Annotated in this window: 26 protein-coding genes; 12 read left to right on the top strand and 14 right to left on the bottom strand. The window is 46.6% G+C overall.

Annotated elements, in window-relative coordinates; all coding sequences use genetic code 11:
* The first annotated feature begins 53 nt into the window (after positions 1–53).
* Positions 54–896: a nicotianamine synthase family protein gene (locus AC506A_RS04605; RefSeq protein WP_495459790.1), complete on the top strand. Its 843-nt coding sequence runs from the start codon at positions 54–56 to the stop codon at positions 894–896.
* Positions 897–898: 2 nt separating this feature from the next.
* On the opposite strand, the gene AC506A_RS04600 is transcribed toward AC506A_RS04605, so the two are convergent.
* Entirely contained in the window at positions 899–1,780 is an 882-nt protein-coding gene (locus AC506A_RS04600) for a hypothetical protein (RefSeq protein ID WP_495459789.1), read from the bottom strand.
* A 110-nt stretch (positions 1,781–1,890) separates the two neighbouring features.
* Entirely contained in the window at positions 1,891–2,613 is a 723-nt protein-coding gene (locus AC506A_RS04595; protein ID WP_495459788.1) for a DsbA family oxidoreductase, read from the bottom strand.
* A 208-nt stretch (positions 2,614–2,821) separates the two neighbouring features.
* Between AC506A_RS04595 and AC506A_RS04590 the strand changes: the two genes are divergently transcribed.
* A complete protein-coding gene (locus tag AC506A_RS04590) occupies positions 2,822–3,403 on the top strand; it encodes a TetR/AcrR family transcriptional regulator (protein WP_495459787.1) in 582 nt (193 codons plus the stop codon).
* Between the two features lie 38 nt (positions 3,404–3,441).
* Here the strand turns inward: AC506A_RS04590 and AC506A_RS04585 are convergent, their stop codons facing one another.
* Complete coding sequence (locus tag AC506A_RS04585; RefSeq protein WP_495459786.1) at positions 3,442–3,858, bottom strand: DUF1801 domain-containing protein; 417 nt, start codon at positions 3,856–3,858, stop codon at positions 3,442–3,444.
* 80 nt (positions 3,859–3,938) lie between these two features.
* On the bottom strand, positions 3,939–4,448 hold the full coding sequence (locus tag AC506A_RS04580) for a DUF421 domain-containing protein (RefSeq protein WP_495459785.1): 510 nt from the start codon (positions 4,446–4,448) through the stop codon (positions 3,939–3,941).
* A gap of 152 nt (positions 4,449–4,600) precedes the next feature.
* Between AC506A_RS04580 and AC506A_RS04575 the strand changes: the two genes are divergently transcribed.
* Genes AC506A_RS04575 through AC506A_RS04565 form a run of 3 tightly spaced genes read left to right on the top strand, consistent with a single transcriptional unit; the run spans position 4,601 to position 8,017 of the window.
* On the top strand, positions 4,601–5,467 hold the full coding sequence (locus AC506A_RS04575) for a DUF4358 domain-containing protein (protein ID WP_495459784.1): 867 nt from the start codon (positions 4,601–4,603) through the stop codon (positions 5,465–5,467).
* 4 nt (positions 5,468–5,471) lie between these two features.
* On the top strand, positions 5,472–6,854 hold the full coding sequence (locus AC506A_RS04570) for an MBOAT family O-acyltransferase (protein ID WP_495459783.1): 1,383 nt from the start codon (positions 5,472–5,474) through the stop codon (positions 6,852–6,854).
* 20 nt (positions 6,855–6,874) lie between these two features.
* A complete protein-coding gene (locus AC506A_RS04565) occupies positions 6,875–8,017 on the top strand; it encodes a DHHW family protein (RefSeq protein ID WP_495459782.1) in 1,143 nt (380 codons plus the stop codon).
* Positions 8,018–8,134: 117 nt separating this feature from the next.
* Here AC506A_RS04565 and tatC read toward each other — a convergent pair whose 3' ends face one another.
* Both tatC and AC506A_RS04555 read right to left on the bottom strand, forming a co-directional pair.
* The gene (gene tatC, locus AC506A_RS04560; protein WP_495459781.1) at positions 8,135–8,890 is read right to left on the bottom strand and encodes a twin-arginine translocase subunit TatC; all 756 of its coding nucleotides are present in this window, start codon (positions 8,888–8,890) and stop codon (positions 8,135–8,137) included.
* Entirely contained in the window at positions 8,887–9,117 is a 231-nt protein-coding gene (locus tag AC506A_RS04555) for a MerR family transcriptional regulator (RefSeq protein WP_495459780.1), read from the bottom strand. The genes tatC and AC506A_RS04555 overlap by 4 nt, the downstream gene beginning before the upstream one ends.
* Positions 9,118–9,496: 379 nt before the next feature.
* Between AC506A_RS04555 and AC506A_RS04550 the strand changes: the two genes are divergently transcribed.
* From AC506A_RS04550 to AC506A_RS04535, 4 genes are all read left to right on the top strand, one after another.
* A complete protein-coding gene (locus AC506A_RS04550) occupies positions 9,497–11,101 on the top strand; it encodes a flavin monoamine oxidase family protein (RefSeq protein ID WP_495459779.1) in 1,605 nt (534 codons plus the stop codon).
* A gap of 21 nt (positions 11,102–11,122) precedes the next feature.
* Complete coding sequence (locus AC506A_RS04545) at positions 11,123–11,683, top strand: RidA family protein (protein ID WP_495459778.1); 561 nt, start codon at positions 11,123–11,125, stop codon at positions 11,681–11,683.
* Positions 11,684–11,716: 33 nt separating this feature from the next.
* Positions 11,717–11,899, top strand: coding sequence for a twin-arginine translocase TatA/TatE family subunit (locus AC506A_RS04540; RefSeq protein WP_495459777.1), 183 nt, complete (start codon positions 11,717–11,719; stop codon positions 11,897–11,899).
* A gap of 143 nt (positions 11,900–12,042) precedes the next feature.
* The gene (locus AC506A_RS04535) at positions 12,043–12,264 is read left to right on the top strand and encodes a YnfA family protein (RefSeq protein WP_495459776.1); all 222 of its coding nucleotides are present in this window, start codon (positions 12,043–12,045) and stop codon (positions 12,262–12,264) included.
* Positions 12,265–12,266: 2 nt separating this feature from the next.
* Here the strand turns inward: AC506A_RS04535 and AC506A_RS04530 are convergent, their stop codons facing one another.
* Positions 12,267–12,899 carry a class I SAM-dependent methyltransferase gene (locus tag AC506A_RS04530; RefSeq protein ID WP_495459775.1) on the bottom strand — a complete coding sequence of 211 codons (633 nt, stop codon included), beginning with the start codon at positions 12,897–12,899 and terminating at the stop codon, positions 12,267–12,269.
* A 129-nt stretch (positions 12,900–13,028) separates the two neighbouring features.
* On the opposite strand from AC506A_RS04530, the gene AC506A_RS04525 reads away from it, so the two are divergent.
* On the top strand, positions 13,029–13,829 hold the full coding sequence (locus AC506A_RS04525) for a DUF2935 domain-containing protein (RefSeq protein WP_495459774.1): 801 nt from the start codon (positions 13,029–13,031) through the stop codon (positions 13,827–13,829).
* Here AC506A_RS04525 and AC506A_RS04520 read toward each other — a convergent pair.
* The 7 genes from AC506A_RS04520 to AC506A_RS04490 form a co-directional block, all read right to left on the bottom strand.
* Entirely contained in the window at positions 13,826–14,443 is a 618-nt protein-coding gene (locus tag AC506A_RS04520; RefSeq protein WP_495459773.1) for a histidine phosphatase family protein, read from the bottom strand. The genes AC506A_RS04525 and AC506A_RS04520 overlap by 4 nt on opposite strands.
* A gap of 168 nt (positions 14,444–14,611) precedes the next feature.
* Positions 14,612–15,934, bottom strand: coding sequence for an MFS transporter (locus tag AC506A_RS04515; protein WP_495459772.1), 1,323 nt, complete (start codon positions 15,932–15,934; stop codon positions 14,612–14,614).
* A 135-nt stretch (positions 15,935–16,069) separates the two neighbouring features.
* Positions 16,070–17,011, bottom strand: coding sequence for a glycoside hydrolase family 43 protein (locus AC506A_RS04510; RefSeq protein WP_495459771.1), 942 nt, complete (start codon positions 17,009–17,011; stop codon positions 16,070–16,072).
* Positions 17,012–17,035: 24 nt separating this feature from the next.
* Entirely contained in the window at positions 17,036–18,886 is a 1,851-nt protein-coding gene (locus AC506A_RS04505; RefSeq protein WP_495459770.1) for a glycoside hydrolase family 127 protein, read from the bottom strand.
* A gap of 44 nt (positions 18,887–18,930) precedes the next feature.
* Positions 18,931–19,641, bottom strand: coding sequence for a phytanoyl-CoA dioxygenase family protein (locus AC506A_RS04500; RefSeq protein WP_495459769.1), 711 nt, complete (start codon positions 19,639–19,641; stop codon positions 18,931–18,933).
* 146 nt (positions 19,642–19,787) lie between these two features.
* Complete coding sequence (locus AC506A_RS04495) at positions 19,788–21,269, bottom strand: protein adenylyltransferase SelO (RefSeq protein ID WP_495459768.1); 1,482 nt, start codon at positions 21,267–21,269, stop codon at positions 19,788–19,790.
* On the bottom strand, positions 21,262–22,458 hold the full coding sequence (locus tag AC506A_RS04490; protein WP_495459767.1) for a MalY/PatB family protein: 1,197 nt from the start codon (positions 22,456–22,458) through the stop codon (positions 21,262–21,264). Before AC506A_RS04490 ends, AC506A_RS04495 begins: the two co-directional genes overlap by 8 nt.
* A gap of 183 nt (positions 22,459–22,641) precedes the next feature.
* On the opposite strand from AC506A_RS04490, the gene AC506A_RS04485 reads away from it, so the two are divergent.
* Positions 22,642–23,529 (top strand): ABC transporter permease subunit, encoded by an 888-nt coding sequence (locus tag AC506A_RS04485; RefSeq protein WP_495459766.1) that lies wholly within the window; start codon positions 22,642–22,644, stop codon positions 23,527–23,529.
* Positions 23,526–24,446, top strand: a complete 921-nt coding sequence (locus AC506A_RS04480) for an ABC transporter permease (RefSeq protein ID WP_495459765.1) — start codon at positions 23,526–23,528, stop codon at positions 24,444–24,446. Before AC506A_RS04485 ends, AC506A_RS04480 begins: the two co-directional genes overlap by 4 nt.
* Positions 24,447–24,507 lie beyond the last annotated feature (61 nt).

The following is a 24,507-nucleotide window of genomic DNA, read 5'->3' as shown; positions in this document are numbered from 1 at the left end:
TCGAATATATTGGGTTCATGAAATTGAAAGTCAATGGATGGAGGTAATCGCTTATGGAATATTCTATAGCCGCATCAACTAAGCGAATATCAGATTTGATCGCAATTGTACAGGAGAGCTATGATGTTCTTCACCGAGAGTCGGATCTGACCCCAACAAACTCCGTGATCACCCAAACGATTTCTAATCTGGCACAGGTTATCAGGCAACCCTATACATCAGAAGAAATCAGGCAGGTTATAGGTACTGTTGACATAGCAGTTCTGCAGCAAGGCTTGCTTGACAAGCTGTCAGAAGCCGAATTCCGGATGGAGTTATTCGACTCCCGTCACCTCTGCAATCAGCTCGAAGTTGGATTAGACAACCTCTTCCGATATAAAAACTGGGAGAATTATGAAAGTCTTGTTGGTGAAGAGCTTAAGCAACTCAGCAGGCATAGTCGGCCGGAAGATGCCTCTGCGCCTATTGTCTTCGTCGGAAGCGGTCCTTTACCGCTGAGCGCTGTGCTGCTTCATCTGCGATGGAATGTGAACGTCTACTGTGTGGATATCGATCCGGATGCCTGTGAGGCTGCACGATTATTGATGGAACGACTTGACCTAAGCGATAAAATGCATATTATACTAGGAGACGGAGCAGTGTTCGATTATGCTTCGTTTCAGCACGTATTCATTGCAAGCCTCGTAACACGAAAGGACAACGTGCTGGAGCAAATCCGCCGTACGAATGCTGACGCCTTGGTGGCAATTCGTACAGCAGAAGGGATGCGCCAACTGATGTATGAAGCCATAAATGAGGAAGCCATGGCTGGCGCCGGATGGCATCTGCTTGGCCGGACATCGCCAGTGGTACTCAGAGTCATCAATTCAACGCTATTCTACCGGATCCGTCGATGATATTACCTATTCTGTTGCACATGACTATTGAAAAGAGATTGAAAATATCCGGTTGACGATTCCCCGTGTAACCTAGCTAATTCTTTGAGTCCGTAAGCGCCATATTGTTGTATCAATCCATTTAAATTTAGTTGAAAATCTTCTTGCCTGTCTCCTAGAGTCATTCGCTGCCCCAATCCCGCATGATAGACCCATGATGTCGGCAAACATTTCGGACGCCAGTTGCATAAAGTTCCCATATAGTAGGAGTATCCTACAAGCAAGCTATCGTCCTCATAGCCTTGTTTACCTTGCAGAAAGCGATGATCATAGCCGCCAATGTGCCGAAGAGCACTTGAATTGTGAATAACGGGGTGTACGAATCCTTCAAGCGGTTCCTGCGAAAGATAGTTCTCACTTATCTCCTCTAATAGGAATAGCATATTTTCCTGCGTAAAATCCTCCGGCAGCTGCACTGCTTGCTTCTGGTTGTCAAATGGAAGTAAATGTCCACCTACCGTCAATATGCATGGAGAAATCATCGGTTCGTTTGAATTTTCCAAATAGCTCAATAATGGTTTATACCAGTCCGGCGGAAAAATCATGTCTAGATGAATTTCTGAAATGTATGATATTTCAGGAAAGTTTTCCCAAATATACTCAAAGCATTTTTGTCTGGCTTTAGGGATCCCCACATTCTGGCCATCTCCTATGATGAACACTTTCAAGGAATATGGTTCCAGCAACTTATTAATTTCTAGCTCACTCATACATCCCTGGTTATAAATAACAACATAGCTGTTTTTCGTATTACTCAGGCTTCCAAAACTTGCCTCCATTAACTTTAAGTCCCGATCCTTTTGATCCGGACGGATAAAGAATGGCACTGTATGCATGATTTCCATAAGTTACACCCCCGAATTGGCTCAGTATCACCTTATGAACAAAGACTTGTTATCGTCACCGAACAAATTAGCTGATGACGACTTTTTTGTTCTTGGAGCTATACATTTCATTAAATGCCGCACACACCGTCTCCCCCGCAAATACTGCCTTCGGAATTGCCAGTTGTCTCATTGGCAATCATCTGCAGCGGACGTTCCTCTCTCCAGACTTGTTCCATTACTTCGAGGAATGCATCGCTGCTCCTTACACCGGAGATTGCATATTTATCATTAAAGATATAAAACGGTGTTCCGGTAATTCCCGTTCTGGATCCGTTTAAGCGTTCCTTAATGACCGTATCCTTGTATCGATCACTCGATAACATAGCAAGAACTGCGCTCGTATCAAGTCCGATTTCCCCTGCTAACTTAGCAAGCGTCTCATGATTGCCGATATCCAATGCATCTGTAAAATAAGCCTTATAAACGGCACCCATCCACTGCGCTGCCTTGCCTTGTTCCTGCGCATAAATCGCCATGCGTAGTGCATCTGTCGTATTGGATGGAATCAATGTGTCAAGATTATACGTGAGGCCAACATTTTTGCCCATCCCGACTACAGCTTTATTGCTTTCTCTTACAAACGCGGAAGTCATTCCACCGCCATGAATCTCGGCTGTCCATTCATAGTAGTTTTGACCTGTATTGCTGGGAGCATCCGGGAATAGCTGAAACGGTCTATAGATGACTTCTACTTGATCCTTGTGACTGAATTGTTCTAACGCTTTATCTAAATTCGTTTTGCCGATATAGCACAATGGGCACATGATATCCGACCAAACTTCAATTTTCATAATCTCTCCGCCTCTTTCCATCATTATTTGATTTACATGTTTATCTTTCAACGAGATTAGACGACATCCGTTGATTAACTCGCATGTATTGATTTACATTATAAAGAGTCCAAGACGTATCTCAATCGTCAAAAGAGTGATTTGTGTCATGTACTTGACACTTCGTTCAATTTTGTTCAGAAACATAAGCCGAGGGGAGGTCATAACCGTGTCAAAATTGGACAGGAGAACGATTAAGACTAGGGAAGCCATCTATCAAGCTCTGATTGAATTAATGTCCGAGAAAGAGTTCGATGCGATTACGATTAACGATATCTCGAATAAAGCCAATATTCACAGGGGCACTGTTTATCTTCATTATGCGGACAAGTTTGATTTACTCGAGAAAGTGATAAAAGATCATTTGGGCAATATGATGAAAATATGCATTCTTTCCAAACTTCCAGAAGAGCAATTGGATCTTGACCGTTCCCTTCTACAGATGTTTCTTTACTTTGAAGCACATTTTTCTTTTTATTACACCGTCCTTACTCACAAAGGTATCTCATGTTTTCAGGAACATTTGATTCAACTAGTCAAGAACGGAATAGTGGAACGATTGAGAGTAAGCGGAAATTCCGAGGAGAGTAACAAAGAGGTTCCTGTTCAATTTCTGTTATCTGCATATGTAGGCGTCGTGGAATGGTGGATCATAAACAAAATGCCCCTGTCACCGCACAATGTTGCCGAGCAGTTAGGGGACATGTTAGATAGATATGATGTGCAAAAAACCTCCGCATGCGGCTCATAGCCGGCATCCGGAGGTTTTTTTGGGCATTGCCGCCTCATTCATTCGTAACGTTCACGCACATATTCGATAGACTGCTGGATGAGTTCTCTTAGCACTTCTACATCAATATCTGCTATTTTATTGATGTAGACGCAACCTTTGCTCGAGGTATGTTTGCCAAATCGCTGGAGTAATTCTTCCCGCTTGGTATCGTTTGGTGCTACATACAAGCTGATCTTGGCTTTTCGAGGTGAGTAGCCCACATAAGGAGCATCCCCTTCATGACCGGATTCGTATTTGTAATGATACGAACCAAATCCGATAATGCTTGGTCCCCACATTTTCGCTTCAAATCCGGATTCTTCGGTGAAAATATCCAGCAGTTTATACGCATCTTCGCGTTTTGTAATGCTCTCCACATTCTCGATGAACTCGAGCACACTGCGGTCTGTTTCCTTGGTTTTCGTTTCGTACATAGCATCGATTCCCCTTTACTGTAAGAATGAACGCATTCTGTTTCTATTATACAATATTATTAAGAGAGTAACTTCACACTCTAACGAGGGAACCGGGATTCAATAAGCTCTTTCAACTGTTCAATATCCTGCTTCGTAGCTGGTACTTTATGCGACTTTATCTTTATGGTGAGCTGACCATTGACCTCAATAGCTGCATGCTCAACATCCCCCCGATCGTAGATTCCACCGGTTCGCAGCTGCGCGTCAAGCGCTTCGTCTGTCAGGTTCAACGAATTCATGGCACGCTGATCCGAATTCCCACCCACGATAATTGGTATTGGTTTACCGATCCATAAAGCGCGAATAGGTGCAAATCGTAACAGCAATGTTCTAACCATCCTGACGGTTAATATGAGAATGATCGCGGTTCCAAAGGTCCTCCAAAGGCTCACATTCTCAACCGGTCGAATGAATAACGGACCAAGTATCAGCATAAGTAACACATCGCTAATCGTTAACTTCCCGATAGATGTCCGACCGGAAAGTCGGAGGAGCAAAGAACCAACGATAAGTATCAAGACAGCTTTCCAAATCCAATCGAATTGCATGCATTGTCCTCCTTTACAGATAAGTATTCCACCACCTCTGTTCATCCACACATGTTCTTCCAATATTTACAGTTGGGCAATTACTGCAACCTTTATAGGACATCTTACGTTTTAGCATAACGTATCGATAACATCAACTAGGAGAGTGCATCATGAACAACACCAAACGTCTTCTCGCCATCATTCTTGCAAGCGCAATTATTGGAGGCACTCTAACCGCCTGCGGGAGCAGAACGGACAACTCAAACGCAAACCAAACGACAGCGAATTCGAACGAGAGCATCACTTCCAGCCCTGAAACTTCCAATGAAGTGACACCTGAAACACCGGACGCAAACAACAATACGACAGAAACACCTGCTCCTGAGCCTGCCCCAACGCCAACCCCGGAAGCTTCGGAGGATGAGGTCCAGTCTACGGAACCAGCAGCGAAGCCCGAAGCTAATCCGAGTCCGGAGACGAGCAAGAAACCTGCGGAATCTACGAAACCGGCAGAGAAACCTGCGGTGAAACCAAGTGAAAAACCAGCCGCGAAACCGAAACCGGCTCCAAAGCCGACTCCTAAACCAACTCCAACTCCGAAGCCGAAGCCGAAGCCAACTCCGGCACCAACTCCGGACAAGTCCGGTCCTACAGTGGCGGACCTATACACTACAATTGTAGATGGAATCGAGCAGCCAATGTCCATGGAGATGACAGCCGATGATCTTAAATCAGCTTACGAGCTAGATGCAAGCCAGCTGGCTGAATTCAAAGTCTACGCGCCGATGATGAATGTACAAGTAAACGAGATCGGCCTCTTTAAGGTCAAGAACGCCAAAGACGTGGATACGGTCAAAGCAGGTATCGAGAAACGAGCGGCGTTTGTGCAGTCGTTATTCGAAACTTATTTACAGGACCAATACGAAATTGCCAAGGATTATCGGATCATCGTTAAAGGGAATTACGTGCTCTTCGTCATTTCTGATCGTGCAGACGATATCGAGAAGGCATTTGCCAAAGCATTAGATAAGAAATAAAGCGATGGTATTCAGCAGCCTGTTTTTTCTGTTTCTCTTCCTCCCGGCCGTGCTCGCGCTTTACTTCTTATCGCCGAAGAAGGCACGGAATCTTGTCCTATTCATAACCAGCCTCGTTTTCTATGCATGGGGTGAACCGGTCTATATTTGTATCATGCTTCTGTCTTCAGTGACGGACTACGGATTCGGTCTTCTTCTTGGCAATCCTAAGCGCGGTGTGAAAACACGTAAGGCAATCGTCGTTTCATCAATTGTCGTGAACCTCGGGTTGCTGTCATATTTCAAATACGCCGACTTTGTCATTGAGAATGTGAACGGCTTGCTCGGCACGGCGATTCCGCTGACCGAGCTGGCGCTTCCAATCGGTATTTCGTTCTACACCTTCCAATCGATGTCCTACATTATTGACGTTTATAAAGGACGTACGCAAGCACAGCGCAACTGGATCGACTTCGGGACGTTCGTCGCCTTATTCCCGCAGTTAGTCGCAGGGCCTATCGTTCAGTACAATACGATCGCCGAGCAGCTTAAGAATAGAGAGGTTACGGTTGCCGGCTTCTCGGAAGGTATTCGCAGGTTCGTTATCGGACTAGCGAAGAAGGTGCTGCTGGCCAATAATATCGGACTCGTATGGGACGCGGTGTCCACCTCTGACTTGCAGACGCTTCCGGCGTTGACTGCGTGGCTTGGCATTATTGCGTTCGCCTTTCAAATTTATTTCGATTTCAGCGGTTACTCCGATATGGCGATTGGTCTGGGCCTCATGTTCGGCTTTCGCTTCAACGAGAATTTCAACAAACCCTACGCAGCTCAGAGTATTACGGATTTCTGGCGAAGATGGCATATATCGCTAAGCAGCTGGTTCAGGGATTATGTCTACGTTCCACTCGGCGGCAATCGCCTTGGACTCTGGAAGCAGCTTCGCAATATTATGATCGTATGGCTGTTAACAGGCATTTGGCATGGGGCAAGCTGGAATTTCTTATTATGGGGGCTCTACTTCGGGGTCGTTCTTATTCTGGAGAAAATGTGGCTGCTCAATCTGCTCAACCGATGGCCCCGAGTAGTTAGGCATGCCTATGCAATCCTGCTTATCCTGATCGGCTGGGTACTGTTTGCCTTTGACCAATTGCCGAACGCCTGGCACTATTTCCAAGCCTTGTTCGGAGCGAACGGACAGCCTGCTTGGAACGATGCGAGCATGTACATGCTCTATTCGAACGTGATACTGATCATTATCTTGATCATGGCATCCATTCCTGGAGGTGTATGGAGACGCAGCTATGCAGCACCTCTCCAATTGGCCGGCTTGGCCGTGCTATTCTTCCTGAGCGTTGCTTATTTGGTCGACGCCACGTTTAACCCGTTCTTATACTTCCGGTTTTAACCTGCAAGGAGTGTCTATATGTGAAGGCAACAACAGATAAACTGCTCATCATCGGATTCGTGTCCGTCCTATTCCTAGCATCCCTCCTGCTCCTATTCCTGCCGAAACCGGCATTCTCGGAGTCCGAGAACCGATACCTGCAGAAGCTTCCGCAGCTGTCATGGGACCGTATCTGGTCAAAGGAAGTACCTCAGGAAACGGAGGATTACGTAATCGACCATTTTCCTTATCGGGATAGGTGGGTGTGGGTCAAATCAGCGATCGAGCAGCTTCGCCTCCGTCAAGAAAACAACGGCATTTACAAAGGAACAGACGGATATTTACTCGAGAAGTACGCGGAACCCGATTACACGAAGATCGCCACATATGCAGATGCAGTCAAGCAATTCGCTCATGCGCATCCCGAAGTGGATGTGACGTTCTTGCTTGCTCCGACTTCAATAGGCGTATACCCTGACCGACTGCCTTGGAAAGCCCCAACCGGATCGCAGAGAGACACAATCTCTTTCGTCAAAAGTCGGTATAACGGAGATCTATCTTTCCTGAACGGCTTTGATATACTCGTTCCGCACCGGGAAGAAGAGATTTATTACCGTACGGATCACCATTGGACGACTTACGGTGCTTATTTAGCTTACCAGTCCTATGCTAGTAGCATGGGATGGGAGGCACTCCCTCTATCTGCCTTTGACAAAACCGTCGTTAGTGATACTTTCCTTGGGAGCTTCCATTCCAAGAGTCAATTCGCGGGGTTACAGCCTGATCGGATTGAGGTCTATAAGCCGAAGGATCCAGTACACACCTCCATGTATATTGCGGATACGAATAAAACGTATTCCAGTTTGTTTGCGCCGGAATTTCTGGAGAAGAAAGACAAATACGCCTACTTCTTGGGCGGTGTACACGCTCTGAGCATTATGAAGTCCGAGCAGGTAGGACCAGGCAAGAAACTAGACAAGCTGCTCGTACTGAAGGATTCATATGCGCACAGCTTCATTCCGTTCATGACGGGACAAGTATCCGAGATTCATGTCATCGATTTACGCTACTATAACGGCAGTATCGGAAGTTATATGAAAGTAAACAACATTAAAAACGTTCTACTGCTCTATAATGTCGCTACGTTTGTTCAGAACGGCGCAGATTTGCTCAAGCTAAAATAAAGAATGTCATTCCTTTATTACCCTGTTCAAGTAGTTAAAAAGGTACCCTTGCACTAGACACTTATCGCTAAGTGATCATGCAGGGGTACCTTTTTTGCGGGATGATCTCCCTCATTCTTAAGCTGAACCGGTGACTTCGGCTACAGCATTACTTCTTCTCCTACCGTAGACGGCACGTGAGAGCAAGACACTAATTTCATAGAGTATGACGAGTGGGATGAATACCATCAAATGCGAGATCAGCTCCGGTGGGGAAATAAGACTTGCTACGATAACGAGTACCAAATACGCATATCTCCGCATCCGGTGAAGCACCTGCGGTGTCAGCACGCCGATCTTCGTTAAGAACATAACGACGACCGGTAGCTCGAAAGCTACGCCAAGCGGGATCACGATATTGGTCATAAACCCAAAATATTGAGCAACGCCGTACGTCTCAACAAGATCCATGCTCTTCGTAATTCTCGAAGTGAATTCGAAGCTCATTGGAAAAACGACCAAATAACCAAATGCCAATCCGATCAAGAAACACGCAACACTGTATGGTACATAACGGAGTGCCGCTTTGCGCTCCTCGGGATGAAGCCCCTTTCTCACGAAGCTCCATAGCTGAAACAGGATAAACGGAAGCGATACCGTAAGTGCGAATACGAGCGCGATCGTCATATACATGCGAATACCATCCCATGGGGAGAACACATTCCAGGTTATCCGCGAGCCTGGCGGAACGCTCTTCAGATAATGCAGCACTTTCGGCGATAAATACAGTCCAATGCAGAGCGAAAGAACCACGACAGCGAGTATACGCCATATTCGGCTTCTCAGCTCGGTGATATGCGACATAATCGACATCGTTTCTTCGCCATCTCTCATTCGCAGCACACCCTTCCGGCTTTTCTAAGCTCAAACGTATGAAACCCATCCCTGAGCTTCAAATTAATCTCCTTCACTTTCTCCACGTCGTCGAACGAATACTTCCGTGCGCCGCCTTTCGTCCGGACCGGGAAAACCAACTGCTTCTCCTCGTAATAGCGAATCTGCCTTTCCGTCAATCCAGTCAAGTCGCATACAGTTCCAATGCTCATTACCTTGTCATTCATTGCTCGGCAGCCTCCCTAGTGCGTATAGTAGTTGATCGTCGGTTGATCTCCTGACAAAAATACAATGTTAGGAAATATAACATAAACCTTCTTGGGTCGAAATGTTAACACCATCATTTGGAATATTCAATGGGACTGATTACCCAGCATATGGATCCAAATGGTAAATAGTACCTTCCCTCAACTTCTTTGGATCACGTGAAAGCGGCATTCCTACTGCTTTTTTTGTAAGTTATTTGTAATACGATTCAATATTTTTATCGCATATATAAAATTTATTGATGTTAGACTTTCTAACAAATTATTGGCGCTACCGAAAAAATCCATGATACATTTCTCGCAGAGTCGAACAGACGATCTACCAAAGGAGCTGAAGCGCATGGAAACAAAAGAATCACCTAACGAAGTGTCGCGCAGACAATTTCTGACGACGGTCGGCAAGATCGGCGGTGCTGCTGCCGTATTCAGCGTCATGGGCACGATGGGCTTGTTTACCCCCCAAACGATGAAGGCGGCGGAATATACGCCACCTTCCAGCTGGGATTTAAAAGGAACCAATCGCTCCGGCAAGAAAATCGTCATCCTTGGTGCAGGTATAGCCGGCTTGACGGCCGCCTACGAGCTTGGCAAGGCCGGATACGACTGCACCATTCTCGAAGCCCGTGCTCGTTCAGGCGGTCGCAATTGGTCCGTTCGTCGAGGAACGACGGTGACAGAGATTGGCGGGCAGAAGCAAGTCGCACGATTCGATGATGGTCATTACTTGAACGCAGGTCCGATGCGCATCCCGCAATTTCATGTCACAATGGACTACTGCCGGGAGTTCGGCATTCCGATGGAGCCCTTCAACAACGTGAACGATAGTGCCTATTATTACAATGAGAAAGTCGGCGCCTTATCTGGCACTCGTGTCCGTAAACGCGCCGCGAAAGCCGATGTGAGAGGCTACATCAGCGAGCTGCTAGCCAAAGCCGTCAATCAGCCTGGCCTTGATCTGCCGATTTCACCGGAAGAGAAAGAAAAAGTCGTCTCTTACCTTCGCTCCGAAGGTAATTTGGATGCCGATTTGTTCTATAAGGGATCGTCTCGCGGCGGCTACAAAGACGAGCCTGGCTCAAGGCTTGATGCCGGCGTCATCCGCGATCCATTCGATATGAAAGCCATTATTAATTCCGGATTCGCCAATTATTTTAGCAGCGAGTACGGCTATGATCAGCAGATGATGATGTTCCACCCCGTTGGCGGCATAGACGCAATTCCGAAGGCTTTTGAGAAACGGCTTGGCAACCGGATCAAGCACAATATGGAGGTAACCGAGATCAAGCATGTCGGGGAGAAGGTCCAAGTGTCCTACACCGACTTGCTAAGCGGAGAGGCGAAGCAAATCGAAGGCGACTTCTGCATTTGTACAATCCCCTTGTCCGTACTGAAGACGATCAAACATGACCTATCTTCTGATATGACAAAGGCGATCAACAACACAAGCTATGCGAACGCAGGCAAGATCGGACTGCAGTTTAAGCGCAGATTCTGGGAAGAAGACGATCAAATCTATGGAGGAAACACACTGACGAACTTGGATATTTCCTCCATTTATTATCCGCCTACGAACTACTTTGCCAAGAAAGGGGTACTGCTCGGCTACTATGCTTTTGGCGGAAGTGCTGACAAGTTCGGAGCGCTCAACTTCCAGCAGCGCGAAGCGCTTGCTTTGGAACAAGGGGCTAAGATCCATCCGCAATACTACAGTGAATTCGAATCCTCCTTCTCCGTCAACTGGAAAACGATTAAGTACAACATGGGCAGCTGGGTCTCCTACTCCGCAGAGGAGAGAAGAACAAACTATCCGGTGCTCTGTAAGCCTGATCGCCGCGTCTATCTCGCCGGGGAACATATCAGTTACATCACGGCTTGGATGGCGGGCGGCATTGAGTCTGCTCGCGAAGTCGTCACGGACATCCATGCTCGCGTCATGAAAGAATAAACATACAGGAGGGATATTAGAATGAATATGAATCGCAAAATTAAACTCGCCATTGGCACTGTCATCGTAGCATCCTTAACCGCAACCGCAACGCTGTATGCCGCTGCGGTCACACCTAACAAATATCCGCTTACTCCGATCCACGAACCGGAGTTCTACGGAAGTCCGCAATCCTCGATCTCAAGCGCGGTCGCGGTGCCTGCCGGCACAGCCACTTTCGCAACAAGCGGTACCGTACCGGCTGTTATTAATAAAGAAGGCAAAACAGTCTATGAGCGTTACGGGGATACAGAAGCACAAGGAACGAGTATCCTTCAAAATATCGAGAAACAATTGAAAGAACAAGGACTGTCCTTGAAGGATGTTACATATCTGCGTGTATACATCGCTCCCGATGCTGCCAAAGAAGGCAAGTTCGACTATGACGGCTGGTTCAAAGCATATGCCAAATATTTTAACACGAAGACAAACCCGACCAAGACCGCTCGCTCCACTGTCGGTGTTGCTAGTCTAGTGAACAGCGATTGGCTGATTGAAATCGAAGCGTTTGCCGCATATCCGAGCAATCATAATCAAGACTAATTCAAGACTACTATTCGATTGGAGATGATTCGTATGTTGCAAAATGTGGGATTACCGGGACTTATGATGATTTTAGTCGTCGTTCTTATTGTATTCGGCCCATCCAAGCTGCCTGAGCTTGGCCGCGCAGTCGGTCGCACCTTGCACGAGTTCAAGACATCTGCCAAGGAACTCGTCTCTGACACAAGAGAAGACGTAACGGATAACAAATCGTAGTTCATGACATGGAATGAATGACAAAAAGGCCGCCTTCGATTCTGCTCCTAAGCAGTTATCGAAGGCGGCCTTTCTTTATTTGCTCCCCCACCCTCCGACCCACTATACTCTAACTAATGCAGCTAAATGGGCTGTGGAAGTGATTGAAAGAGATAGGAGACACGGAGCAATATGGCATCATACCGACATTGCAGAATTTCCCGTCATTCGGACGCGTGTATGCCGCTTATGGAGGTGTATTCATCGTATTAGCTGTCCTGTGGGCCTGGATAGTTGACCGCAAGTCGCCAGACATGTATGACTGCATCGGCGCCGCGGTTTGTATCGTTGGTGTTTCGATCATGCTCTGGGCACCTAGAGGCTAGTTTCAGCGTGCACCTTTTTGACATTTTACCATGGTAAATGTAAATGGAGGTTTACTTTCCATTTTCTTATGCGGCTCAACGATTTCCGAAATTTCGATCAGTCCGTATTCCCCAAATTCTTTTTGAATCGAGTCAGCATCGTAGAAGAACATTTTCATGCCTTCAAAGATCTCGAAATAGTCTTTTCCGAGTTGCTTGCCCGTTCCATACATGGGGGCTTCCTTGGAAATCGTAACGAAAATCATATATCCTTCCGGTTCTAATTGATTATAACAATCTTGAATAAGCTTACTCCTCTCATGTTCATTCAACAAATGAATAAGTGCATAACAAAATATGCCGTCATATCGTTTGTTATTAAAAGGCATATCCGTCACGGAACCATGGTAAATAGTCATGTTAAGCCCTTCTTGCCTTGCCAAATCAATCGCTGTTTGTGAAATTTCGATGCCTGTTACATCGATTCCGTTGTCCATAAACACCTTTGCGTTTCTTCCATATCCAATACCAGGTATCAATATATCTTTAACTTTCTTATCTAGAAAAAAATCCTTCGTAAGGATTGCCGAATCTGCTGGTTCAAATCCCCACATCGTTTGATTTTGTATAAAACTCGCTTCCCAGATCTCTGTCATACCTTTACCCCCTTTATATATTGAAATATTTCTCAGTAACACCACTTATTATTAAATAAACGGACAACATTTAACCTCCGGCATTGGCCCATATGGTAATAAAGGCAGCCGATAAAAGGAGGTTACTCGATGGCAGACGCCTTTGTCACGCAGTCATTGGAAGAGATTCGCTTCTGGTCACGCATCATGAAAGAACATTCGTTATTTCTCAAGCTTGGATTTCGCTGTGAAGATACGCAGCTCATTCAGGAAGCGAACGGATTCTACAGGGTCTTCGAACAGATTGAGGCCCAAGCAAACGCATTCTCCTTGGATACAGACCCGCAGCAGATCAGAGCGTTTAACACGGAGGTATGTACGGCTGCATCTCACATCTGGGTGTACAAGCGCAAGATATTAGGCCTAATCCTTACGTGCAAACTGCCGGGCGGAAATAACTTCCCCCTCTTAGTGGACCATGTCAGCCGGGAAGCTAATTATTTTCGAAACCGCCTTCATGAGTTGAATAACGGTCAACTGGAGCCGCTGGCAGATTCGATCATTGATGAGAATGTATTCTTCCTCAAAATCATGGCGGATCACGCCAAGTTTATTGGGCATCTCCTGGATCCGTCAGAACGGAAACTGGTGGATCAAGCGAGAGATTTCAGCCATGATTTCGATCAATTACTTTTTCAAGCACAAGATTTAAGTTCGATGCGTCCCCAATCTCAAACGACACCGCTCTTAACGCAGTTTCTGGATCAGAACCGGGTATCGGTTGCCGGACTCCGGGATTTCAAGAAAACGGCTCGTGATCTAATTGAGGCTTGCCGGATCAAAAGCATCATTCACCCTCTTCTTGCTGATCACGTGTACCGTGAAGCAGAACGGTTCTTGCATCTGATTGACCTGTTCGAGCAGCGACTTGTCGGAGCCCCGGCGAGTTAAGATTTGTAGTGCGATACGTCCCCATGCAACTCGATATGATACTCTCCCTCTGCGAGGATGACTTTATTTAACGAAGTTGGATGAATGTGCGGAGGTGACCAAAGCTGGTCAAGTGGATCTCCTTTGAAGTGTGCCATGATTATTTTCAATGTAACGGCATGTGTAACTAGAAGAATAGTTCCGCCTTGATGAGCAGCTTCTATTGCTTTAACTTTCGGAATAACCCTATTCCGTAATTGGATGAACGATTCGCCGGCATTGTTCGGAGTATACACATGTGGAGTATTCCAAAAGGCTACATGTTCTACTGGAAAGGTTTGCTCAATTTCCGTAAATTTCTGTCCCTCCCAGGAGCCTAGGTAGATTTCTTTCAAATCCTCACTCTGAAACAAATCTATTTTGCGATCACCTTTAATGATCTCCGCAGTACTTTGCGCTCTTGGGCTGTTGCTCGTATAAATCGCATCGAAATGAACATCCTGCAATGATTTACCTAGCCATACAGCTTGGCGTATGCCTAGTTCTGTGAGGTCAGAGTCCATGTGACCTTGCAATCTGCCTTCTACATTCCATTTAGTTTCGCCATGCCTTGTCAGATAAATCGTTGTTTTCATCGTGGTTAACCTTCTTTCGTAAACGAATCCAAAACATCATAACATAGTGTTTTCGGTACAACACCTACTCTCTCCTTCATGATCCTAAAATCCCTTATTAATTGGACTTCGTTTCCACACATAATAAGAGCTGCCGGAATCATCATTCCGGCAGCTCTTATGATCTTCTTATTGGTGCTTACTTAGCAGCTCTTTCTTCTTATTGCGTAACATGGCTGTGACTTCTATTCTAGCAGGTCTATTGCTCAGCATGGAACGACCCACGGTCATCGCAATACCTAGCAGTACAAGCCCCATAAATGCACTGAATCCATACTGTTCCATCCATGCAGGCATCGTGCGCAGCTGATGATAGATTTCACCGCCAAGTATCGGACCAATAAAACCGGTAAAGCCTGTCAGCATCGCATAAACCGCCACATAAATAGTCCGCTCCGCACTCGGCGAATCCTCGATTGTAAAATTAAACGTCAGTTGGGTGAAACCACCGGTGCCAATCCCTAACAGCACATGAACGACAATCAGCACCGGAATCGCTGGCAGCCACGCAATCCCTCCCCATAAGATGCAGGAAGTCGCAATGATCGGAAGCGTCCACATCAGCAATTTCTTCGTGCCGTACTTCGCGTTCAAATTTCCCCACACATAATAGCTGATCATCATGACGATCATCTGAACCGTAGTAATGATGGAAACCCACTGAATACTCACTTTAATGACATCGAGCATGGCATAGGAGAATAGCGGAACGGCTACATTTTGGATAAAGATCCACGTGGCTAGAAACAGAGTTGCTCGCATAAAGGAACGATCCTGCAGCGGCTTTAGCAGCAGTTTCAGCTTCTGCGATTCCTTCGATTTCTCGAATGGAATATTCGGATAGCGGAACAAGTGGTACCCATTCCACACCATGCAAGCCGCTGCTATTGCGTAGAGAATGATAAAGCCTTTCTCCTGCGAATAATGTTCCAACAACTGTCCGCCGAACAGAACGGCCGCAGCAGCAAGTCCGCCAACGATCGTATTTCGAATACCCATATATCGTCCCCGAACCTGCGCAGGCACCATATCCCCGATGAGGGAAGCCCATATTACGCCGGCAATATTAGAGCACAGATACGAGAGCAAATACAGGATAATAAACGTATATACCCAGTAGCTTTGAGGCAGCACAAACGGAATAAGTCCTGTCAGCACCCATAATAATCGATACAACGCACCATAACCGAATACATAGGCTCTGCGATTATCAACGTTATGTGTAACGATGGCGGTAAAGATTTGAGCCAAATTGGCAAAGGCCGGAATGGCTAATGCGAATCCGATCTGTGCAGACGATGCACCCAAATGCAGCATGTAGCCGGTCAGGAATGGCCCCCCAATCAAGCTGGCCAGTAGTACGCCTGAAATGCCTTCGTTCGTGATGATTTTTAAGTACTTGCGTTGATTTGAATCTTTTCGATTCTTAAAGAAAGGCAATTTCCAAGTCATATGTCGTCCCTCTGCTGAAGTCATTTCTATCTAGGTTAAACGATTCACCAACTTTTGTATAGCTAATTTCGAGTAACGAACAAACAAAAAGAATCCGCGATTAACCGCGGATTCCATGCATACTTCGATCTGAACTTAAAGCAATCGTTCACTGACACCTTCGAACGTAATCTGAACGGGCTCAATGCTGCCATTATCGGAGAAATGCATGCGATCAATACAGAGAACGCGATGATTCCGATCCGTTTCGGTCAAGGGCCTGCGGTGATACACGATATACCATTCGTCGGCACCCGGAACTTCAATGATGCCGTGATGACCTGCGCTTGTTGCGATTTCAGCATTTTGCTGCAATATTTTACCTACCCGTTCGAACGGACCCATCGGAGATTGCGAAACGGCATAGGCGACGGAATAATCCGGCTCGCCCCAGCCGCCTTCGGCCCACATGAAATAATAGAGACCGCCTCGCTTAATCATACATGGGCCTTCTACGAAATGATCAGGAGTTATTTCTACGAAAGTGGTGCCATCTTCGAATTGATCTAAACTCACCATATCTTCATTCAGCTTGACGACATTACAGTGTCCCCAGCCGCCATAATACAAATAAGCCGTTCCATCATCGTCGATAAATACATGCGGATCGATAGGCTGGGCTCCATAATAGAATTTATCGATCAACGGCTTGCCAATCGCATCACGGAACGGACCTTCAGGTCGATCAGAGACGGCTACACCGATACCGCCAAGTTCGTCATTGCTCTGAATATCGTTAGCTGCAAAATACAGATAGTACTTTCCATTGCGCTCAATCGGAGATGGTGCCCATAACGCTCGTTTGCCCCAAGAAATGCTGCTCATTTCCAGGATATTCGTCACTTTAGTCCACTCAACCAAATCAGATGAATGAAAGGCATCCAAATGCAGCTGCTCATCATACGGCGCTGAATACGTCGGGTAAATCCAATAACGGCCTTCAAAAATTCTAGCTTCCGGATCCGCATACCAACCGGATACGATCGGATTACCGGATAACTTTTTGCCTTTATTCTCTGATGTGCTGCCTGTTGTCATTAGAATAAGTCCCTCCATAATCCATTAATAACGATATAGATGTGTAGTGTCCTTCTCGCGAATCCATACTTGCATATAGCCTGGATCCCGGTTATCCCATGCATAATACGGAATGAACCTAAGCGGAGTACCTCCGGCCTCTCTGCTGCTCGCAGTCAAAACCGTACAACCTCCAAGCAACTCGGGGTCGTGATCTACATAAATCGAATCCCTGTCCGATAGCGTACTATCGTCAAAGGCTAGACTTGAATTGTCTACTTCTTCCAAACAGTATACAATCGGCCCTCGCTGCAAGGCAACACGACCGCGATTAGCCTCGACTTCGGTTCTTGCACGCACCAATTCAACCGGCATATCCAGTTCGAGTACAATGACATCTCCCGCAGACCAGTTCCGCTTAATTTCCAAATAGCCGCTCTTCGGCAGAGCAAACACTTTCTCCCCGCCAATACGCAAGTTATAGCCTCTACACCAATCGGGTATGCGAAGACGTAGAACAAACTCCCTCTTCTGCTCCTGCTCCGGTTCCACCGTAATCGCAATGGATCCATCCCATGGGTAATTCGTCGTTTGTTGGAGTTTTACTTGGTGCCCGTCGCCATCACCATAGGTGATGACCGCATCGCCGCTAATATATTGATTCACAACGATTCCATCAGCTGTGCTCGCATACGCATACTGCCCGATCGAAGGCAGGAAGCGAACAAGATTCGTCGGACAGCAGGAAGTGTGGAACCACTCCACCCTGTGATGCTCGCCCTTGGAGGCTAATGGATTTACGTAGAAGAACTTATCCCCGGATAGCGAAATACCGGATAAGGCACCGTTATACAGTTCTTTCTCGACCAAATCGGCATATTTAGCATCGCCGAACAGTAGATTCATCCGATGATTCCAGAAAGCCATCGCGATGGCTGCACATGTCTCGCAATAGGCGGATTCATTAGGAAGGTCAAAGTCATGCGTAAAACCTTCATTATGCACCGATGGCCCGATCCCACCGGTAACATAGATGTTGCGCTCCGCGGTATGGGACCAAACCCGGTGCAGCGCATTGACATAAGTCGGATCACCTGACGCATGCACGACATCCGCCATCGCCGTGTACAAATACATGGCACGAACAGCATGACCGGTTACCTTCTCAATATCGCGTACTGGAACATCGTCTTGGCAGTAAGCCGGTCCCCAATCAGGCTTGTCCCATATCGCTCCGAACCCATGTCCATGACCTCGCTCTTCCAACAACCAAAGCGCAAGCTTCCAATAACGCTCCTCTTGCGTAACGCGATATAACTTCACGAGGGCAAGTTCTATTTCCTCATGCCCTTCTACCCAATGCCGTTTACCGGGACCAAATAGGTTATCGTAATGATCCACCATACGGCACGCTACATCGAGCAGTACTCGTTTACCCGTCGATTCATAATAAGCGACAGCGGCTTCGATCAGATGCCCGCCGTTATACATTTCGTGCTTCTCCATATCGGACCATTTGCGCTCTGAAGTTCGCAAAGTATAATAAGTCGTTAAATAACCATCCGGCTCCTGTGCGGCTTGAATAAGCGCAATAATCCGATCAAGCTCGGCTTCCAGAGCAGGGTCCCGTTCCAGCATCAAGGCATATGCTGCCCCTTCAATAACTTTATACAAATCAGAATCGTTGTAATACAGGCCCTCGTGTTCGCCATCCAGCAGGCCGCCTGCTTTTGCAAAGTTAGAAATACGCCCAGTAGCTTCACATTGATCAAGGCAGGTTCGAACAGTCACGTTCTTCAATACTTCCAAACGGGGACGCCAGAAGGCATCCTTAATCTCTACATTCGTGAAAGGAATATTCTTCCAACCAGCTAATGGCGCTACGACAGCTGTCACTCGATTCATCCTCTCTATCCATTAACCTTAGTTTCTTCTGCAGTCTAATAGCCAAAATAACGATAACCTGGGGATGCCGGCGGCAGCAGTCGCTTCCGCTGCGTTTCCGTTAACGAATCCATGAAGCTCTGGTCCCGATTATGCTCACTCCAAGAAATCATCTCCGGGGCAAACTTAAACAGCAGCGACCTGCGTTCATGCTCCGCTTTCCAAGCGAATGTCCCATGCGTAAGCGCTTCCGTAAAAATCAGAACGTCTCCAGCCTTCTGTGGAACATGTACCGTAGGCCCAATTTCCGTATAATCCCGATACTCCTGCGGTGTCCTGTAATTGGATTTATGACTTCCCGGGATACAGCTGAATCCACCATCATCTTCGCCAATATCCGTCAACGCATAGGATACAACGGTAAGACCGCTGAACATTTGATTGTTGCGGAAGGTGTAATATTGACCGGGATCATAAGGTGTAGCTCCGCCATGCAGACCAAGCTGTGGTGCGCCTTTACGATGTATAATGGCATATTCGTGATCAAGTCTGTAATTCTCGCCAAGGATTTCGTTTAAATGCGCGTTCAGCTTCGTATCATCAATCAATGCACGAAAATCCTCGCCCCATTGCAGAATAGAATCTTCCGGCTGCGAAATGCGATCATCCACAACACGATTCATCCGCTCGAGTTGCTCAGCTGATAATACATTCTTAACGACCAAATATCCTTGTAGATCAAACAAATAGCGTTCCTTATTATTCACTATGCTTCGCCTCCCAAATGCTTTTTTCACTCTCAAAATATGCCATACTACCAGCAGCCACGGCAAGCATTTTCGCAACAAAACAAAAGAAAATGAAAAAACAGCGAATCATTCGGTTCGCTGTTTTTCATTTATATCCTAATAAATTAAGTCCCGCAATACGTGCGGTAAGGCTGGCCTGATAAAGCAGGCAATGTACAATAAGCAGCATGCTCGGAAGATTGCTCGAACGGATTCGCGATCGCTTCCAGCAATCGCTCCATTACACTGTAATCGCCTGAATTGACGGCCGCATCCAGTGCTTCCTCTACCCGGTGGTTGCGAGGGATTATCACCGGATTTCTGCCCCGCATAATCTGCTGCGACTCTTCTTTGGTTATTTGCTGCCGCTCAAGCCTAGCTTGCCACTTCGCAAGCCACTCTGTAAATCCTGTAGTGTCAAACATCGTGATCTCATCCGGTTTATCTTCCGTTAAGGCACGGAACGTGTTGGTATAATCCGCATGATGCATATGCATCATGGTCAATAACTCTTCAATTAGAGCATCATCCTCCGGCTCTTCGTTTACGATACCAAGCTTAGCTCTCATCCCAGATAACCAGTGCGAGTGGAATAACGAGGCGAATTCTGCGATTGCATCCTCTGCCAGATTCACGGCTTCCGATTCGGTCTCATGTAATAGCGGCAGAAGTGTTTCTGCAAAACGAGCAAGGTTCCAAGCTGCAATCTTCGGCTGATTGCCATACGCATAACGCCCCTGTGAATCAATGGAGCTGAATACCGTCGACGGATCGTAGGCATCCATAAATGCACAAGGACCATAATCGATGCTCTCTCCGCTTAATGCCATATTGTCGGTGTTCATGACGCCGTGAATAAATCCAACCAGCTGCCATTTGGCAATGAGCTCAGCCTGCTTCGAAATCACGGCTTTCAGCAGCGCGAGATAACGGTTATCGGTGTCGACTGCGGCGGCTTCCGGATAATGGCGCTCCAGTGTATAATCCGCAAGCGTACATAAATCTTCAAGCGTGCACCAATTCGCTGCATATTGAAAGGTGCCAACACGGATATGACTGGCAGCCACACGGGTCAGGACAGCTCCGGGCAGCTCCGTTTCACGGTAGACCGGCTCACCGGTAGTGACAACTGCAAGGCTGCGCGTGGAAGGAATCCCAAGCGCCTGCATCGCTTCACTAATAATATATTCGCGTAGCATCGGACCTAGCGCCGCCCTTCCATCGCCTCGGCGAGAATATGGCGTTCTGCCCGGTCCCTTCAACTGAATATCAACGCGGTCGCCTGAAGGGGTGATCTGTTCGCCCAGCAGAATGGCTCGTCCATCTCCGAGCATCGTGAAATGCCCGAATTGATGCCCGGCATAGGCTTGCGCGATCGGCAATGCGCCTTCCGGGACTTCATTGCCGCCAAACACGGCAATACTGTCATCCCCTTTCAGAGCCTCCACATTCAGCCCAAGCGTCGCCGCCAGACGCTCATTCAGAATAACCAGCTCCGGTGCATGTACCGGACTTGGTAGATGTCTCTTAAAGAAAGATTCCGGCAACTTAGCATAGCTATTGTCAAAATTCCATCCAACTTGAGGTGTTTCTGTATGATCAGTCATTTTCTCTCCTCCATATCGTACGCAATGATCCAACAGCCATTGCAATTTGCGCTAACGCTTGCTCCAGCACAGCTCGCGGACAAGCAATATTCATCCGCATATATCCTTCACCTTCGACACCGAACTGTGAACCCGAGCTCAGGATTACACCAGCATGTTCCGAGAACAGTTCGTCTAGTTCCTTAACGGAGAGGTTCAGTGCACGACAATCGAGCCAAATCAGATAAGTCCCTTCGGATTCATTTACGTGGATCTCCGGAATGTGTTCTTCCAAATAACGAACCAGAAACCGTGCATTCCCTTCTAAATAAAGAAGCAATTGATTCAGCCAGTCTTCCCCATGCCGATAGCCGCTCTCTAACGCAACAAGTCCTAACGTGTTAGGGGATGAGATCCCCCTGGCATTCAACTCTTGGTTAAATCTCTCCCTCAGCGCAGGATTTGGAATAATGACGCTTGAGGCATGAAAACTTAATAAATTGAATGTTTTGCTAGGCGATATGCAAGTGAAGGAATAATTCGCGAACTCCTCTGCTAGCGAAGCGTAGGGAATATGCCGATGCTCAGCGTAAACCAAGTCACAATGAATTTCATCGGTAACGACAAGTATATGATGCTTCCTACAGATGTTTCCTAAACGAAGTAGTTCCTCTCTTTCCCAAACCCGGCCTACCGGATTATGCGGGCTGCAGAGAATTAACATTTTCACATGGGGATCTATTTTCGCTTCCAAGTCCTCATAATCCATCTCATATCGCCCGTTATGAAGCTTTAGCGGATTATATACGACCTGACGCCCCTGCGCCTCGACCATTCTGGCAAAATTATAAACCGGCGATTGGATGACGATCTTATCCCCCGCTTCAGTAAAGGTGCTCATAATCAAAGATAACGCTGCGATAACATCCGGGCTATGCGCGATCCACTCTTCCTTCACCGTCCACTGATGCCTGTTCTTCAACCACGATACAATCGAATCCAGGTAGGCATTCGAACGGAAAGAGTATCCAAATACACCGTGCTCCACCCGTTCCTTCAACGCTTCAATCACCTCTGGAGGAGAAGCAAAATCCATATCAGCTACCCACATCGGAATGACATCTTCATGATCCGAATTCCTATTGACTGCATCCCATTTCAAGCTGGACCTATTTCTGCGTGCTATCACAAGGTCGAAATCGTAATTCATCAGTTCCCCCTCCAATCGAATCACGGAAGCCTTCACAAAAAATTAACAATCATATGTAAACATTTACGCATCAAGATGTTGGGTTTTGTCGGATTTCGTCAAGTCTTGTAATTATTACACAAGTAGCTATACTTTATAAAATGATCCCACTCGGAAATCTATTAGAAAGGAAGCGATCACTGTATGTCAAAAGCATTTCAACTATCATTAGTTATTCCCGGTATCTTGCTGTTTGTTCTTCTCTTCGCCATGTTCCCTGCCGTGCTTGTGCCAGACCGTCTGGACAGTTCGCTTCAGTTCCACTGGGCCAAAGGTTTCTCCAGTATTCACAGCTATCTTGATGGAATTTGGAGCGGATACTCCTTTCAATACTTTTCCGGTAAAACCGAATTATCGTTCTGGGAACAGATCGGCAGCAGCTTCTCTGTTACCTTTACGTACATGATTATCGGGGCTGTCGTTGGCATGACACTCGGCATTATCCTTGGCGTTTACTTTGCAGTCTCACGTGCAGTTTGGCTGAAACGCGTCTTGGAGTTAACTAGTGTATTTCCGGATTTCGTCATCGTACTCCTGCTTCAATTTTTAATTGTATTTATCGCTTCCGAAACCGGACTTGTCATCTTTCAAGTGGCAAGCTTCTCAACTGACGACCCTGCTGTCGCATTGCCATTGATATCTACGATCATTATACCAGCCATTTATATGATCCGTAATGTCGCTTTGCATATGAGCCACACGCTGACAGAAGACTACATCAATTTCGCTAAGGCACGCGGACTTGGTAAAACCTACATTATATTCTATCATGCCCTTCCGAATGTGCTCCCTTTCGTCAAAGCAGATTTGCACAAATTCATGGGCATCTTATTCGGGAATCTCTTCATCTTCGAATATTTATACAACTTGAATGGCGTTACGCTGCTTGTTTTCTCTAACGCGTTCGCATACGGTGGCTACCAATACAGTCTTGTCGTAAACGGGATTCTCACGCTGCTGTTGCTCTATGCCATCATTTATGCGTCGCTCAAAGTTGTCGTATTCGGTTGGGAGAAGGTGTTTGTACGATGAATAAAACGTTGCTTGCCGGTCTGATCATCACCATTATGATGATTGCTGCCTCCCTTTTCGGACAATATGTTGCTCCTCATGATCTTAACGATCATTTCGAGACCGACTATGTCGTCGATGCAGATGGACACAGTACACTTTATGTGCCGCCTGTTGCGCCAAATGAGAATTTTCTATTCGGAACGGATAAAGACGGTTACGATATGATGGCCAAATTGCTTGCGGGGTCGCAATATACGATCTTCGTATCGCTCGCAGTGGCATTAGCTCGTGTATCGATTGGCGGATTCATTGGTCTGTTCCTTGGCTACATCGGGAAAGAAAGAAAGCTTGGCACCAAATCGTTTCCAATCTGGAATGTATTGAACGGCATTCCTATCTTTATCATCGTATGGATGATCATGATCGGCATTACGATGAACCCGGCGACCTCTCCCTTCTATATGTCGTTGATCATTGCCGTTGTATTAACCGTTGTCGGCATCCCATCCGTTGCCTCGACAATGAAAGAGAAAACGATGATCGTGAGAGAGCGTCAATTCGTGCTGTCGGCCAAGTCGATCGGTGCAAGTCACGCAACAATTATTCGAACGCACATTTTTCCGCACATGAAAGAAAGCTTCGTCATCTTGTTTGTACAAGAAGTCGTACTCATCCTGGGATTGTTCGGGCAATTGGCGATCTTCAATATATTCGTTGGTGGAACGACCCAGTATTTCGATCCTATCCAATACGTGAGCCGCTCGAATGAATGGAGCGGGCTTATCGGTCAAGCCAGAAACAATTTATTTATTTACCAATGGATTCTTTTCATTCCACTGGCCCTTTACATCGTCTATATTCTTGGTTTCCATCTCATTTCCGTCGGTCTTGAGAAGCTGTATCGCAAGAAATTCGCGAAGTTCTCGCATATCTAATCGAAACAAAACCAAGGCTGCCTTACCGGCAGCCTTGGTTTTGTTGTAGTCGAATAAACGT

Source organism: Paenibacillus sp. N22P23 (assembly GCF_059383735.1).
Note: the sequence above shows the minus strand (reverse complement) of the source record. Positions and strands in the feature narration are given on the sequence as shown.